Source organism: Haloarcula sp. CBA1122 (genome assembly GCF_009741785.1).
Lineage (GTDB): Archaea > Halobacteriota > Halobacteria > Halobacteriales > Haloarculaceae > Haloarcula > Haloarcula hispanica.
Window position 1 is genome coordinate 1 of record NZ_WPCB01000067.1, and the last position, 13,590, is coordinate 13,590.

Here is a 13,590-nt window from a genome sequence, read left to right on the forward strand (position 1 = left end):
ATGGGCGGCATGGGCGGCGGTATGGGCGGCATGATGTAAGCGAGGGGCCGAACGAAGTGAGGGGCCCTCGAATAGTGAGCGGTGAAAGCCGCGAACAGCGAGGTTCTGAGCGGAGCGAAGTCTCCGAACGAGCGAATCGCCGTTTGCGGTTCGGTTTTTTTGCGGTTCTGTAACGCGCCGAGTCATCCCAGCGTGTATATCGAGACGTGAAACCGGAGAAACAGTTAGGTACGTCTCTGCGAAGTATCGACTGTCCCGGTCCGTTTGGTGGGACGGACTGGTGACAGCGGGTGGGGGCCTCTCTCCGTTTTGTGACTGATTCGACGGCGTCCAGCCGTTGCTCGCGTCATTCGGGACGCGCTGTTCGGTTTCGATGGCGTTCGGTCCGTTGTCGGTCTTCGAACACCACATCTGTCGTCCCGAGGTCGCTGTAGCGGAGAATCTCGGTCACTCGGTGAGTATCCGTCCCATTGATGACCGTGTACTGGAGGGCGTAGCTCCGGACGACGCCGTTGGGCGTCACAGTTGCCGAGAGGGAGACGTTGGTCACGCGGTCGACGGGGCGGGTGGCAATCGCGCTGTCGTCGGCCGACCCGGTTCCTTTGATTCGATACAACGGAACGCCGTACAGTTGCTTGATGACCTCGTCGCCGGGGCGGATGGATGTGATGTTAGTGGCGGAAAGCAGCGCTATGAGGCGCCCGTTGAACGTGGGTTCGAAGAACAGTGCGGCCCGAGGGGGGCGTGGCGGGCCACCGATACCACGGCTGTCCGCGACCACGTCCGCCGATGTCGACCCGTTGACGGTCGTCCGCCTGAGCGCACGGCCGTCCCGCCAGGTGCTATGGATCTCACGCGCTGTCACACTCTCCCCGGATATCGTTCGGGTGGCCGTGTACGACTCGTAGCCCGCGCTGACGCTGGCACGGGTCCGGACGCGGCTGTGCAGGCCGCTGCCGTTCATGACGGTCCTGGTGTGGTGGACGCGATAGGAGGTGTTCGAGAGCTGGGCGACGTGGGCGCGGCCGAGCGCGGTGGCGTTGACGACGCGGTCGCCGACGACGCCCGGGGCGCGTTGCGCCGGACTCGTCGGTGCGTCCGCGGTCGGGACTGGAGCCGGTGTCACCGTCTCTCTGGCGGCCGCGTCGTCGCCGAACAGACCGGCACACCCGGCGCTCAGCAGACAGAGACAGACCACAGCAATCGCCGCCCCGCGACGCATACCCGTGACTGGTCGTGTGACGATATAACCCCTGTGACGGCGGAGGGCTGAATATCGTTGAGTGTCAACATACTGTATGCAGACGCTGCTTCTCGGCGCGGACGCGGTTGAGGACCACGCGACGATGCCGGCAGTCATCGACGCGGTTGCCGCGGCCTTCGCCGCCGATGCCAGGGAGAACACCATCATGCCGGCCAAGTCCTACATCGACCTGCCGCAGTACAACGGCGACTTCCGGTCGATGCCGGCCTACGTCAACGCTGAAACGTGGGACGCCGCCGCGGTCAAGTGGGTCAACGTCCATCTGGACAACCCCCGCGACCACGACTTGCCGACCGTCCTCGGGACGCTCATCTACTCGGACCCCGAGACGGCGTTCCCACTGGCCGTGATGGACGGTACAGTCCTGACGCGCCTGCGGACCGGGGCGGCGGCCGCCGTCGCCACCGACTACCTCGCTGTCGCCGACGCGGACTCCCTTGGTCTGGTCGGGGCCGGCACGCAGGCGTACACGCAACTGGACGCTATTTCGTCAGTCCGGGACATCGAGACGGTGGTCGTCGCCGACCGGGACACGGACAAACAGCAGGCGTTTGTCGACACGTTCACCGACCGGTTCGACGTGCGTGCGGGCAGCATTGAGGACGCCGCTGGCTGTGATGTGCTGTCGACGATTACGCCCGTCGAGTCGCCTATCGTCGACCGGGAGTGGCTCGGCGAGCGCACGCATATCAACGCCATTGGTGCCGACGCCGCCGGCAAGCAAGAACACGACGAACGCACGCTGCTGGACGCGAAACTCGTCATCGACAACTACGAACAGTGCACCCACTCCGGCGAGATCAACGTCCCGTGGGGCGAGGGCGTTCTGACTGATACCGACCTCCACGGGGAGCTCGGCGACATCGTCGCGGGCACCCTCTCGGGGCGGACCGACGACGACGGCATCACGCTCTTTGACTCGACGGGGCTGGCCATTCAGGATGTCGCGGCCGCCCACGTCGTTTATCAGAACGCAAGCGATGACGGCGACGGGACGCCGTTCTCGCTCGTCGACACCGACACGTCCTGATTACGACGAGGGCGTGAGCATCTCGGTCACTTTCGAGATGCCCCAGACGATGATGATAAACGGAAGGAGCGGCATCAGCAGGACGAACAGGCCGGCGAGCATCCCCCAACCGATCACGTCCATCCCCTCGTTGGGACGGCTACGCGTCCCCGGCGTGACCGACCGGAGCGGTGCCGGCAGTCGTCCGCTGTCCTTCGTGTCGTCGTCAGGTGATTCAGACATACTTTCTCTTGCACTGAAACGTGTATAAGCCTAGGCCCCGGTGTAACTACATTGCGCCGGCAACGCCGCTACCGATTGCGGCCCCGCACTCGCCACAGGCCACGAGGTAGAAGCGTTTGGAGGCGGTGAAGAAGCCGGTCGTCGAATCCATGTCGAGGAACTCTACATCGTCCTGGTCGGCCATCTCCGCGTCGCATTCCGGACAGTGGACCATCAGGCCGCACCTCCGTTGGACTTTGCGCCGGCGACGCCGCTACCGATAGTGACGCCACAGGCCGCGCAGTTGGCGGTGTAAAAGCGCTTGGAGGCTTTAATGAAGCCGGTCTTGGCGTCTACTTCGACGAACTCAATGTCGTCGGCCGTTTCCAGCGAGGTCTGGCAGTCAGGGCAGTGTACCATACACTCCCGACACCAGCCGAGACCGGCAAAAATCTTGTGTGGGGCGCCGCTCTCTCGGCCGGAGTACCGGCGACGCTATCGGCTCGACAGTCCGGGCGACATCGCTGCACTGGCAGTCCTGAGCGGCGTCTGGCCTTCGAAACACCCGAAACAGTGACAGTCCACCACACGCAATAGTTTGCTCACTGGGAACGCACCATGGGTAGCAAATCTGTGCTCGTCGTCGCAGCCGACAGGCTGGATACTGGGACTCTCGAATCCGCTCTCGCTGAGACGCCGGCTTCGATCACGTACCTGTCGGACCTCACAGACCTCTTTGACACGCTCACCCATTCGGTGTTCCACGCTCTCGTTCTACCCGAAACAGTCGACGGCCAGTCCGGAACCGATATCGCGTACGGCGTCAGGAAGCTGTTTCCCGACCTGCCGGTGATCGTCGCTGGCGAGGACCCGGCGGCGGTCCCGGATACCCTCGACGTGACGGCTGTCGAGGCGTCGACACGTCTCGAAGACACCGTCGCCGAGGCCCTCCGGGACAGTCTCGACGCTGAGCCACCGACTGTTGCCGGACGCCCGCCGTCCCCGATGGAGACGCTGTTGCTCTCCCTGTTCAACGAGTTGCCGGACCACCTGTACGCGAAAGACGAGCAGGCACGACACGTCCTGATGGGTCGGGGGTTCAACGAGCCGACCGACCGGCTTGGCCTCACCGACGTCGAGGTCCCGGAACTGGCCGATGAACACGCGAGAGCGGCCCTGCGTGATGAGATGGACGTCATCGAGGGCGACACGGACCGGATCGAAGTGGAGGAGTTCCTCGATCTCGACGCGTCGTACGTCCGCACCCGCAAGATGCCGTGGTACGATTCCGCTGGGAACGTTCGGGGAATCGTCGGACACACTCAGGATATCACGGAGCGAAAGCTCCGCGAGCACGCGTTTCGCCGCCAGCACGAACGGATGGTGAAAGTCGCACTCGTGGCGTCTCACGAGCTTCGAAACGAACTCCAGATCGCCTACGGGCGACTCGAAGAACTGGCTGACTGTGACGATTCGACCGCCGACATCGAGGAGTCGCTCTCCCAGATCTCGACGATTATCGATACCGTGGTCGAACTCTCCACGAGCGATCCGAATGGCTCGAGCCAGCGCGACGAGATCGAACAGGTCCCGAAGCGAAAACACGTCTGGCTCTCCCGTCTCAGTCGGGAGGTGTGGGACACCCTCGCCGGCAGTGAGGCGTGCCTGACTTTCGACGGGGACACCCGCATTGTCGCCGATCAGGAGTCCGCCGGGCTGTTGCTCCAGATACTGTTCCAGAACGCGCTCGAACACGCTGGCCCGTCGGTTACCGTCACCGTCGGTACGACGGCCGACGGCTTCTTCGTCGCCGACGACGGCCCGGGCATCGATGTCGAACCGCCGGAGCGCGTGTTCGACGCGGGCCACACCGCTGTCCCGGAGAACACCGGATTCGGACTCTACGTCGCTCGCCGGGTCGCCGCGGACCACGGCTGGACGATCTCCATGTCCGAGAGCGAGTCGGGCGGCGCTCGATTCGACATCGGCAACGTCGACTGTCAGGCATAGCGGGCGGCTGGTCGACCTGTGGCGACGTTACCGCTCTGTGGTACGCCGGTCCCCCGGATTCACATCCATTCGGCTTGTGGGCTCGTGCGGCGGCCCCTGATAGCCTCCCGAAGGGAAAGGTATAGCACGGTCGCTGCCGGATGTTCCGATATCATGACCACGACCGGTGAGGAACGCGAGCGGGGGTTCGATCACACGGAGATCGAACCCAGGTGGCAGCGCACGTGGGACGAGGCCGACGTGTTCCGGATCGACGACGACGAGAGCGACCCGGAGTACGTCCTGGCGATGTTCCCCTACACCTCCGGGAGCCTCCACATGGGCCACGTCCGGAACTACACTATCACGGACGCCTACGCCCGCTTCGAGCGGATGCGCGGCGAGAGCGTCCTCCACCCGATGGGGTGGGACTCCTTCGGCCTCCCGGCTGAGAACGCCGCCGAGGAACGCGACACCAACCCGCGGGACTGGACGATGCAGTGCATCGACTCGATGCGCGACCAGCTCACTGAGATGGGCTTTGGCTACGACTGGGACCGCGAACTCGCGACCTGTGAACCCGACTACTACCAGTGGAACCAGTGGCTGTTCAAACAGTTCCGCGAGGAAGGGCTGGTCGAGCGTCAGGCCGCCGAACTGAACTGGTGTCCCTCCTGTGAGACTGTCCTCGCCGACGAGCAGGTCGAGGGCGAGGAAGAACTGTGCTGGCGCTGTGACACGCCCATCGAGGCCCGCGAGATGGACCAGTGGTTCTTCACCATCACCGACTACGCCGAGGAACTGCTCGAGGACTTAGACGACCTCGAGGGCTGGCCGAACAACGTCCGGGAGATGCAGCGTAACTGGATCGGCAAGCAAGAGGGGGCGAGCGTCGCCTTCGAGGTTGGCGACTACGGCGAGGTCGACATCTTCACGACCCGTCTGGACACCATCCACGGGGCGACGTTCTTCTCGCTGGCTCCGGGCCACCCTGTCGCACAGGAAATCGCCGAGGGCAACGATGAAGTCGCGGAGTACATCGAAACGGCCGAACAGGCCGACGAGGACGAACTCGACGTGACCTCCGGCGTGTTTACCGGCGAGTACGCGACCAATCCCGCTACTGGCGAGGAGATTCCTGTCTACGTCGCCGACTACGTGCTGACCGACGTGGGGACTGGCGCGCTGTACGCCGTGCCGGCCCACGACGAGCGCGACCACGAGTTCGCCGAGGCCCACGACATCGACATCGTACAGGTCGTCGAACCCACCGAGGACGCCGACGCCGACCCCGAGGACATCGACGTGCAAGAGGCAGCGTATCCCGAAGACGGCCTGTTGGTCAACAGCGGCGAGTTCGACGGGCTGGCGAGCGCCGAGGCCCGCGACCGCTTCGTCGAGGAGTTCGACGGCGAACACAGAACGGAGTACAACCTCCGGGACTGGGGCATCTCCCGCCAGCGCTACTGGGGCACCCCGATTCCGATGATCCACTGCGAGGACTGTGGGTACGTCGAAGTCCCCGACGAGGACCTCCCCGTCGAACTACCGGAGTTCGTCCACACCACCGGAAATCCGCTCGACGCCGCCGAGGAATGGAAACACGTCGACTGCCCCGACTGCGGGGCCGACGCGGTGCGGGAGACGGACACGATGGACACCTTCGTCGACTCCTCGTGGTACTTCCTGCGATACACTTCGCCGGAGATGGCGGATGCCCCCTTCGACGCCGAGCGGGCCAGCGACTGGATGCCGGTCGACCAGTACGTCGGCGGTATCGAACACGCCGTGATGCACCTGCTGTACGCCCGCTTCTTCACGAAGGTGCTGGACGACCTCGACATGGTCGACGGCGTCCGCGAACCCTTCACCAACCTCACGAACCAGGGGATGGTGCTGGGCGAGGACGGCAACAAGATGTCGAAGAGCCTGGATAACGGCGTCTCACCCCAGCGCATCATCGAGGAGTACGGCGCGGACACGGCCCGGCTGTTCATCATGGAGGCCGCCCAGCCAGAGAAGGAGTTCGCCTGGAGTCCTGAGGGTGTCCAATCTGCTCATAGCTTCCTCCAGAACGTGTACACGCTGGTTTCGGAATACGCCAACGGCGAGGCGGAGACAGCCACAGACTTGGCGAACGGTGACGACATCGCGGACTACGTCGCCCGCGAAATCGACGCCACCGCGGCGAACGCGACGGTCGAGTTCGAGGACTTCCGCTTCAACCACGCGCTCCAGGCCGTGCGGGAACTGGTGTCGCTGCTGCGCCGCTATCAGGAAGCGACCACCCCCGACGCCGACACCTTCGAGCGCGGGCTGGCGACGGCGGCGAAACTGCTCGCCCCGGTCGCGCCCCACGCCGCCGAGGAGATGTGGGCCGAACTGGGCCACGACGACCTCATCGCGGAGGCCGAGTGGCCGGCCGCTGAAGCCCCCGAAGACTACGAGATGGAGCGCCGGCTGGTCGAGAACACCCGCGAGGACATCCGCGATATCGTCGACACGGTCGGCATCGAGGACCCACAGACCATCACGCTCGCGGTCGCGCCCCAGTGGAAGCACCGCGTGCTGGACCTCGCTCGGAACGCCGACGGCAACGTCGTCGGCACCGTCATGCAGGACGAGGACCTGCGCGAGCAGGGCGAGGCGGCCGCGGACTTCGCCAAGGAACTGGCCGGCCGCGCGCAGTCGCTGGACGAGCAACTGCCACCCGAGCGCGAACAGGCGGCGCTCGAACGTGCCGCGTGGCTCGTCGAACGAGAGTTCGGCGCCGACGTAATCGTTCAGGGACCAGCGGAAGCTGACCCCGACCTCGTCGGCAAAGCCGGTCCCGGTCGCCCGGCCATCGACATCGACGAGTAGCCCGTCGGCGTGCTATCGCTTTCTGAGCCCTACTCGGCCCTGACCAGGCCGGTGTCAATGAGGTCCTCGAAGACGCTCGCCGCGTGGCCGTCGGGGCCGACCCGCTCGTAGACGGCGACGACGCGTTCCTTCGCGATGACGTACGTCGTCCGCTGGCACCGCCCGTCGACCAGCGGCACGTCGAACGCTTCACACAGCCGTCCCTCGGGGTCGGCTAGCAGATCGAAACTGATGTGGTTCTTTTCCGCAAAGTCACGGTGACTCTCCACGCCGTCGGTCGAGACGCCGTACACTGAAACGCCGGCGTCCTCGAACCGGTTTGCGTGCTCCTCGAACTGCTCCGCCTCCGTCGTACACCCCGGCGTGTCGTCCGCCGGATAGAAGTACAGCACTGTCGGCTGCTCGAAGCTGGGCTGGACCGGGTTTCCGTGCTGGTTCGTCGCCCTGATCGTCGGCACGTCCGTGCCGGGTTCGAGTACCATCGTCAGTTTACGGGGATATCCGTCCCGTTATCGTCCTCGCTGTGTCCGACCTTCGCCAGCCGAACGGTGAGGACGCCGTCGTCGTAGCTCGCGGTGGTCTCATCGTCGTCGACGGCTTCGGGGAGGGGAACGGACCGACTCATCGACTGCTGGCGGCGCTCGCGCTGGACATACTGGCCGTCAGTCGATTCCCGCTCCTGGCTCGACGTGGCGCTGATGGTGAGCTTGCGGTCCTCGACGAGCTGGACATCGATGTCCTCGCTCTCGTAGCCGGGGAGGTCCGCGTGGACGACGAAAGCGTCGCCCTCGTCGACGACGTCCACTGGAATAGCGCCCATGTCGACGCCGAATTGCTCTCCCAGCATATCGAACGCGCGCTCGATCTCGCTGAACGGATCGCGGTCAGACATACACGGGGGTACACGGGCCCGGGACTTAACGCTTGAACGGGGCCGGCGGTGTCCCGCTGACTCAGTTGACGACCGTCTGCGAGTCGTACGACCCCAGCCGGCGGACCCAGCCCTTCTCGGCGATGTCCTCGATGTCGGCGAGGGCGTCCTGCGTGCGCTGCTCGTAGAGGCCGGCCGAGATATCGATGTGGAAGACGTAGTCGCCCAGGCGCTCGCCGCTGGGTCGAGATTCGACGCGAGTGAGGTTGATGTCGCGGTCGGCGAAGGGCTCCAGCAGTTCCAGCAGCAGGCCGGGGTAGTCGACGTCGGGGTAGACGATGAAGGAGGTCTTGCCGCCGGCCTCGCTGCGCTCGCTCTTCGGGGCGACGACAACGAAGCGGGTGGCGTTCGAGGACCGGTCCTGGATGTCCTCGGCGAGCACCTTCAGTTCGGTCCCGTTGGTCGCGTTCTCGGGGTGGCCGATAGCGGCGATGTCCGGGTCGCCGCGGGCGCGTTCGACGCCGCGGGCCGTCGACGCGACGGCCTCGACGTTGACGCCGGGGTAGTGCTCGTCGAGCCAGCCGCGACACTGGGCCAGCGCCTGGGCGTGGCTGGCCACCAGCGAGAACGACTCGTCCTGTGCGAGCAGCGCGTGGCGGATCGGCGTGATAATCTCCTCGACGACGGCAACGTCGTACTCCGCGAAGGCGTCGAGCGATTCGGTGACGGAGCCTTCGATACTGTTCTCGACGGGGACGACGCCGCGCTCGGCCTCGCCGCTGGCGACGGCTTCGACGATGGCGGTCACCGACTCGGAGAAGGATATCTCGTCGTCGGTGACTGCCTGTGCGGCGCGGTGGGAGTAGGTCCCCTCGGGACCCAGGGTAACAGTGGTCATACCCGGGGTACAGCGGTGGGAACCAAAAGAACCGTGGTCATCGGCAAGCGCTGTGCCGGGGCGGTTGCGGTATCCGTCTGACGCTGTCTCGGTGGCGTCAGCCGCCGTTCAGGACAACCGTGCCAGGTCCTCGTCAGTGCGGTCGATGGGGATCACGCCCACGCTTTGTTCGAAGTGGTCGAGACTGCTGGGTTCGGGAATGTACTTTTTTCAGCAAGCGTGAGCGAATAGCGACTGTATGTCAGCATCACCACAAGTGACTGACGCAACCGCGTTCGAAGACGGATCGCTCGGCCTGCAGGTCGTCCTGTTTGTCGTGACTGGAACGCTCTATGGCCTGTACTGGCTGTACAAGACCGCCAAGCAACTCGATGCAGGGACAGACCAGAACCTGACTCCTATCTTGCAGTCATTCCTCTCGTAAACATCATCGGGATCTGGCAGATCTCAAACGCGGCGGAAGCCGTCACCGACCAGAGTGGTGTGGTCCTGTTCCTGCTGTTCGTCGTCTTCGGTCCCATTTCGTGGTTCTTGATACAGTCAGGTATCAACGACGTTGCGACTAACTGACGGCGTCCTCGACTTTTCACGGACGCGAAACCCCGCTACTGCTGTATCGCTTCCGGTGGCACTCCTCACTTGTTGCTACGGTGGAACAGCGCGAGGTGAACGAGAAGGTATCGCGAGGCGTAAAAAACCGTCACGCTGGCGACGAAGGCGAGCAGCGAGACCGTTGCAACCGACAGGCCGAACCCGGAGTCGACGAACGGGTTTCGACCCGTGAACGCGACGTATGCGGACACTGCGTCACCGCCGCCAAGCCCCACAGCGAACAGGCAAAGCGAGAGCACGATTGCCAGTCCGCCGGTCCCGAGGCCGACGTAGCGCGCGAAGTCCTCGGCGTTGAGCGCCGCGTGCGCCTGTCGCTCAGTCAGCGGGGCAAGCCGGACTCGGTAGAGGACTGACCCGACGAGCAACGTCGCACCGAACAACTGCAAGAACCCGCCGAACAGCCCGAGCAACAGCACCTTCGGCGAGGCGACGGCGGGGTCAACTGCCGGGAGAAACGCCGCGGTGCTGTCCGGATACAGACCGTAGATCGGTAGTAACAGTGCCAGCGCACCAAGCAGGGCGCTCTGGAGTGCGAGCGTTCGCGGGACGGTCTGTCTGAGATACGAGTGGCGTTCATAACGGAGTCGCTCGTACGTCGACCCCGAAATGATCGCCTGGGCGATGGTATCGTCGGGCTCTGAGTCAGTAGACATATCTTACCGGTTCCTAGTCACCGACAGTTTACTCAATCCACAATATAACCCTTTTGCACGGCGCAAGATTCTGTCTCTCTGTCAGTAAACACCCACAGAGTTGTGTTTGACTGGACCTTCGTGAACCAGCCCCACAGTTCTCAGCGCGTGTGAACGGCTTCGCCGCGTGCCGCCGCGGCCGCCTCGTGGACCGCTTCGGAGAGCGTCGGGTGCGTGTGGATCGTCCCGGCGATGTCTTCAAGCCGCGCGCCCATCTCGATACCCAGCCCGAGTTCGGCGATAAGCTCCGACGCTTCCGGGCCGACGATCTGTGCTCCGAGCAGGAACTCCTCGTCAGCATCAGCGACGACGCGAACGAAGCCCTCCTTCTCGTTGACCGTGAGCGCGCGGCCGTTGGCCCGTACCGGCATCTGCCCAGTGACCGGGTCGAAGCCCGCCGCCTCGGCCTCGCTCTCAGTCATCCCGACGGTGGCGATTTCGGGGTCGGTGAACACTGCGGCGGGAATCGCCTGATGGTCGAACGCGGCGGGTTCGCCGGCGGCGGCTCTCGCAGCGACCTCGCCTTCGGCCATCGCCTTGTGGGCAAGCATCGGCTCGCCGGCCACGTCGCCGACTGCGAACACCGACTCGTACGCCGTCCGGCACTGGTCGTCGGTCGGGATGACGCCGTTCTCGTCCGTCTGGAGGTCGATGTTCTCCAGCGCGAGCGTGTCCGTGACCGGTTCGCGCCCGACCGCGACAAGACATTTCTCGGCGTTATACTCGGTGACCGCGTCGTCTTCGTCGACGGTCTGGACGCGAATGCCCTCCTCTGTCTCGTCCCAGTCGTCGGCCGCCTCGCCGAAGTTGAAATCGATACCCAGGTCCTCGGCGCGGTGGCGGACGACCGCCGCGACGTCGTCCTCGTAGCCGGGCAACACGTCGCCGAGCATCTCGACGACCGTGACCTCCGCGCCCAGTTTCGCGAACACCGTCGAGAGCTCCATGCCGATGTAGCCCGCGCCGACGACGAGCAGCTTCTCGGGGACCGATTCGAGCGCGAGCGCGTCCTTCGAAGAGAGGATGTGCTCGCCGTCGAACTCGAAGCCGGGGACCGCCATCGGTCGGCTCCCTGTCGCAACGATGGCGTGTTCGAACGACAGCGACTCCGAGCCTTGCCCATCGCCGCCGTGGGCGACCCGGACCGTCCCGTCGTCGACGAACTCGGCGGTCCCCTCCACCAGATTGACGCCGGCGCTCTCACACAGCGACTCGACGCCCCGTGTCAGCCGTGTGACGACGCCGTCTTTCCACTCTGTCATCCCGGCCATGTCGACGGCCGGGTCCGCGAACACACCCATCGATTCGGCCTGCCGGGCGTCGTGGGCGACGTCCGAGGCCGAGATGAGCGCTTTCGAGGGGATACAGCCGTGGTTCAGGCAGGTCCCGCCGTAGGCGTCCCGCTCGACGAGCGTCGTGTCCAGTCCCAGTTGCGCGCCCCGGATCGCGGCGACGTAGCCGCCCGGACCGCCGCCGATAACAAGCAGTTCGGTTCCCGTAGTGACATCTCCGACGACCATACCGGTGCCTCGTCCGGGTCCGTGAAAAGCTATCGCCCTTCACCTCGCTGTCGTGTCTCGCGTGCGCCGGCGATACAGATAATAGCCGACGACCGGTACCGACACCGCAAACGCCGGGAGCAGTGTCGATCCCACCCCGTGGACGATGCCGGCGAGCGCATACAGCGGTGTCGGGGACCAGTCGCCGTCGGTCCGCCGGAGCTGTCGACTGTCGAGAAAGAGGCCGACCGTGAGAAGCAGGCTGAACAGCACACTCGCCCAACTGGCGAGGACGGTCAGAGCAAACGCGCCGAGGAACGTTCCGAGACTCGCTTCACCGGCCGACCCTGACGATATGAACAGGTCCATCGACAGCCGGGAGAGGGCCATACACCCCGGCGGCAAGACGAACAGCGCGGCTAATCCGTACCAGATCCATGTGTCTCTCGTGGAGGGCATCACCAGCCCTGTCGTTCCAGTGACCCGTTTCGGTTTCGATTGCGAACCCGAGTGGCTACTCTAACAGGAGTCGCGTCGGGTCCGCCAGGTACTCCTTGAGCGTGTTGACGAAGCGTGCGGCGTCTGCCCCGTCGATGACGCGGTGGTCGATTGCTAGCGAGAGCGGGAGCGTGGGTTTTGCGACGACCTCGCCGTCTTCGGCCACCGGCCGCTCCTTCAGCGCCCCGATCCCGAGAATCGCCGTCTCTGGGACGTTGATTATCGGGCTGGCGTACTCGCCGCCGATGGCCCCGAAGTTCGTGACGGTGAACGTCCCGCCCTGCATCTCCGACCGCTCGATGTCACGCTCTCGGGCCCGCCCGACGAGGTCGTTGATCTCGTCTGCGAGTTCGACCAGGCCCTTCCCGTCCACGTCGTCGACGACCGGCACGACGAGCCCGTGGTCGGTCGCTGCCGCCACGCCGATGTTGTGGACGTCTCTGTAGACGATTTCCTCGTTTTCGGTGTCCAGGGCCGTGTTGAGCACCGGGTGCTGGTCCAGCGCCGCGGCGACGCATTTCACCACGAAGGGCGTGTACGTCAGCGTGACGTCGCGCTCCTCGGCGAGCGGTTGTAGTCGCTCGTGTGCCTCGACGAGGCCGGACACGTCGACCTGGTCGTGGTGGGTCGCGTGGGGCACCTCTCGCCGGGACCGAGCCATCTGTTCGCCGATGGACCGACGGACGCCACGGTACGGTTCGCGGCGCTCGCCGTCGCCTGTCTCGACGGCTGTCGTTTCGGCCCCAGCGCCGCCCGCCTCGGCTGCCGTTCCCGCCGCACCACCTTCGGCGCTGACGGCTTCGGCATCAGCCGCCTGCGCGGCCTGTTGTGCCTCCGCGTACGTCCGAACGGCCGACTCGTCGACGTAGGGCTGGCCGTCCCGGGTCTGGTCGGTCGGGACGGCGTCGATGTTCACGTCGAGTTCGCGGGCGGCCTTTCTGGTTGCCGGCGTCGCCAGCGTCTGGTCGCGATTGGCGGCCGCCTGTCCGTCACCGGAGACACTTCTGACGGCTGACTTGACAGCATTCCCGTCGTCTGTGTCCGCATCGTCGACCTGCGAAACTGCTGTGGTCGGGCCGTCCCCGTCGTCGGACGCCTCCGAAACGACCGACGTGGGGCCGTCGTCACTGTCAGCCGTCTCATCGGCTGACGCCGTGGCCGCCTCGACGTCCCC

At 65.1% G+C, this 13,590-nt stretch carries 15 protein-coding genes; 4 read left to right on the plus strand and 11 right to left on the minus strand.

Annotation, left to right across the window (positions count from 1 at the left end; genetic code table 11):
* Positions 1-346: 346 nt before the first annotated feature.
* Positions 347-1,222 (minus strand): hypothetical protein, encoded by an 876-nt coding sequence (locus tag GJ630_RS17770; protein WP_191450582.1) that lies wholly within the window; start codon positions 1,220-1,222, stop codon positions 347-349.
* Positions 1,223-1,298: 76 nt separating this feature from the next.
* Here GJ630_RS17770 and GJ630_RS17775 point away from each other — a divergent pair, with 76 nt between their 5' ends.
* A complete protein-coding gene (locus GJ630_RS17775) occupies positions 1,299-2,294 on the plus strand; it encodes an ornithine cyclodeaminase family protein (RefSeq protein WP_191450584.1) in 996 nt (331 codons plus the stop codon).
* Here GJ630_RS17775 and GJ630_RS17780 read toward each other — a convergent pair whose 3' ends face one another.
* Genes GJ630_RS17780 through GJ630_RS17785 form a run of 3 tightly spaced genes read right to left on the minus strand, consistent with a single transcriptional unit; the run spans position 2,295 to position 2,915 of the window.
* The gene (locus GJ630_RS17780) at positions 2,295-2,516 is read right to left on the minus strand and encodes a hypothetical protein (RefSeq protein WP_014039216.1); all 222 of its coding nucleotides are present in this window, start codon (positions 2,514-2,516) and stop codon (positions 2,295-2,297) included.
* 46 nt (positions 2,517-2,562) lie between these two features.
* Positions 2,563-2,730, minus strand: a complete 168-nt coding sequence (locus GJ630_RS19700) for a hypothetical protein (RefSeq protein WP_014039217.1) — start codon at positions 2,728-2,730, stop codon at positions 2,563-2,565.
* The gene (locus GJ630_RS17785; RefSeq protein WP_008306899.1) at positions 2,730-2,915 is read right to left on the minus strand and encodes a hypothetical protein; all 186 of its coding nucleotides are present in this window, start codon (positions 2,913-2,915) and stop codon (positions 2,730-2,732) included. The genes GJ630_RS19700 and GJ630_RS17785 overlap by 1 nt, the downstream gene beginning before the upstream one ends.
* Positions 2,916-3,113: 198 nt before the next feature.
* On the opposite strand from GJ630_RS17785, the gene GJ630_RS17790 reads away from it, so the two are divergent.
* A complete protein-coding gene (locus GJ630_RS17790; protein WP_050037397.1) occupies positions 3,114-4,505 on the plus strand; it encodes a HAMP domain-containing sensor histidine kinase in 1,392 nt (463 codons plus the stop codon).
* A gap of 153 nt (positions 4,506-4,658) precedes the next feature.
* The gene (gene leuS, locus GJ630_RS17795; protein ID WP_191450586.1) at positions 4,659-7,346 is read left to right on the plus strand and encodes a leucine--tRNA ligase; all 2,688 of its coding nucleotides are present in this window, start codon (positions 4,659-4,661) and stop codon (positions 7,344-7,346) included.
* Positions 7,347-7,375: 29 nt separating this feature from the next.
* On the opposite strand, the gene GJ630_RS17800 is transcribed toward leuS, so the two are convergent.
* The 3 genes from GJ630_RS17800 to pheA form a co-directional block, all read right to left on the minus strand.
* A complete protein-coding gene (locus tag GJ630_RS17800; RefSeq protein WP_014039221.1) occupies positions 7,376-7,828 on the minus strand; it encodes a peroxiredoxin in 453 nt (150 codons plus the stop codon).
* Between the two features lie 2 nt (positions 7,829-7,830).
* On the minus strand, positions 7,831-8,238 hold the full coding sequence (locus GJ630_RS17805; RefSeq protein ID WP_014039222.1) for an Hsp20/alpha crystallin family protein: 408 nt from the start codon (positions 8,236-8,238) through the stop codon (positions 7,831-7,833).
* A 61-nt stretch (positions 8,239-8,299) separates the two neighbouring features.
* Positions 8,300-9,115 carry a prephenate dehydratase gene (pheA, locus tag GJ630_RS17810; RefSeq protein WP_014039223.1) on the minus strand — a complete coding sequence of 272 codons (816 nt, stop codon included), beginning with the start codon at positions 9,113-9,115 and terminating at the stop codon, positions 8,300-8,302.
* A 238-nt stretch (positions 9,116-9,353) separates the two neighbouring features.
* Between pheA and GJ630_RS20220 the strand changes: the two genes are divergently transcribed.
* Positions 9,354-9,539: a DUF4234 domain-containing protein gene (locus GJ630_RS20220; protein WP_252718857.1), complete on the plus strand. Its 186-nt coding sequence runs from the start codon at positions 9,354-9,356 to the stop codon at positions 9,537-9,539.
* A gap of 211 nt (positions 9,540-9,750) precedes the next feature.
* Here GJ630_RS20220 and GJ630_RS17820 read toward each other — a convergent pair whose 3' ends face one another.
* The 4 genes from GJ630_RS17820 to GJ630_RS17835 form a co-directional block, all read right to left on the minus strand.
* A complete protein-coding gene (locus tag GJ630_RS17820) occupies positions 9,751-10,380 on the minus strand; it encodes a hypothetical protein (RefSeq protein ID WP_129755887.1) in 630 nt (209 codons plus the stop codon).
* 140 nt (positions 10,381-10,520) lie between these two features.
* Positions 10,521-11,939 (minus strand): dihydrolipoyl dehydrogenase, encoded by a 1,419-nt coding sequence (lpdA, locus tag GJ630_RS17825; RefSeq protein ID WP_191450588.1) that lies wholly within the window; start codon positions 11,937-11,939, stop codon positions 10,521-10,523.
* A 39-nt stretch (positions 11,940-11,978) separates the two neighbouring features.
* Positions 11,979-12,287 carry a hypothetical protein gene (locus GJ630_RS17830; protein ID WP_050007658.1) on the minus strand — a complete coding sequence of 103 codons (309 nt, stop codon included), beginning with the start codon at positions 12,285-12,287 and terminating at the stop codon, positions 11,979-11,981.
* 145 nt (positions 12,288-12,432) lie between these two features.
* On the minus strand, positions 12,433-13,590 hold a 1,158-nt coding region (locus tag GJ630_RS17835; protein ID WP_191450590.1), incomplete at its 5' end, for a dihydrolipoamide acetyltransferase family protein.

What these genes read in the sequence shown, in the direction of transcription:
- GJ630_RS17820 (WP_129755887.1), bottom strand. Translation starts at nt 10,380, where the DNA reads ATGTCTACTGACTCAGAGCCCGACGATACCATCGCCCAGGCGATCATT.
- GJ630_RS20220 (WP_252718857.1), top strand. Translation starts at nt 9,354, where the DNA reads ATGTCAGCATCACCACAAGTGACTGACGCAACCGCGTTCGAAGACGGA.
- GJ630_RS17790 (WP_050037397.1), top strand. Translation starts at nt 3,114, where the DNA reads ATGGGTAGCAAATCTGTGCTCGTCGTCGCAGCCGACAGGCTGGATACT.
- GJ630_RS17800 (WP_014039221.1), bottom strand. Translation starts at nt 7,828, where the DNA reads ATGGTACTCGAACCCGGCACGGACGTGCCGACGATCAGGGCGACGAAC.
- GJ630_RS19700 (WP_014039217.1), bottom strand. Translation starts at nt 2,730, where the DNA reads ATGGTCCACTGTCCGGAATGCGACGCGGAGATGGCCGACCAGGACGAT.
- GJ630_RS17770 (WP_191450582.1), bottom strand. Translation starts at nt 1,222, where the DNA reads ATGCGTCGCGGGGCGGCGATTGCTGTGGTCTGTCTCTGTCTGCTGAGC.
- GJ630_RS17780 (WP_014039216.1), bottom strand. Translation starts at nt 2,516, where the DNA reads ATGTCTGAATCACCTGACGACGACACGAAGGACAGCGGACGACTGCCG.
- lpdA (WP_191450588.1), bottom strand. Translation starts at nt 11,939, where the DNA reads ATGGTCGTCGGAGATGTCACTACGGGAACCGAACTGCTTGTTATCGGC.
- leuS (WP_191450586.1), top strand. Translation starts at nt 4,659, where the DNA reads ATGACCACGACCGGTGAGGAACGCGAGCGGGGGTTCGATCACACGGAG.
- GJ630_RS17830 (WP_050007658.1), bottom strand. Translation starts at nt 12,287, where the DNA reads ATGGACCTGTTCATATCGTCAGGGTCGGCCGGTGAAGCGAGTCTCGGA.
- pheA (WP_014039223.1), bottom strand. Translation starts at nt 9,115, where the DNA reads ATGACCACTGTTACCCTGGGTCCCGAGGGGACCTACTCCCACCGCGCC.
- GJ630_RS17775 (WP_191450584.1), top strand. Translation starts at nt 1,299, where the DNA reads ATGCAGACGCTGCTTCTCGGCGCGGACGCGGTTGAGGACCACGCGACG.
- GJ630_RS17805 (WP_014039222.1), bottom strand. Translation starts at nt 8,238, where the DNA reads ATGTCTGACCGCGATCCGTTCAGCGAGATCGAGCGCGCGTTCGATATG.
- GJ630_RS17785 (WP_008306899.1), bottom strand. Translation starts at nt 2,915, where the DNA reads ATGGTACACTGCCCTGACTGCCAGACCTCGCTGGAAACGGCCGACGAC.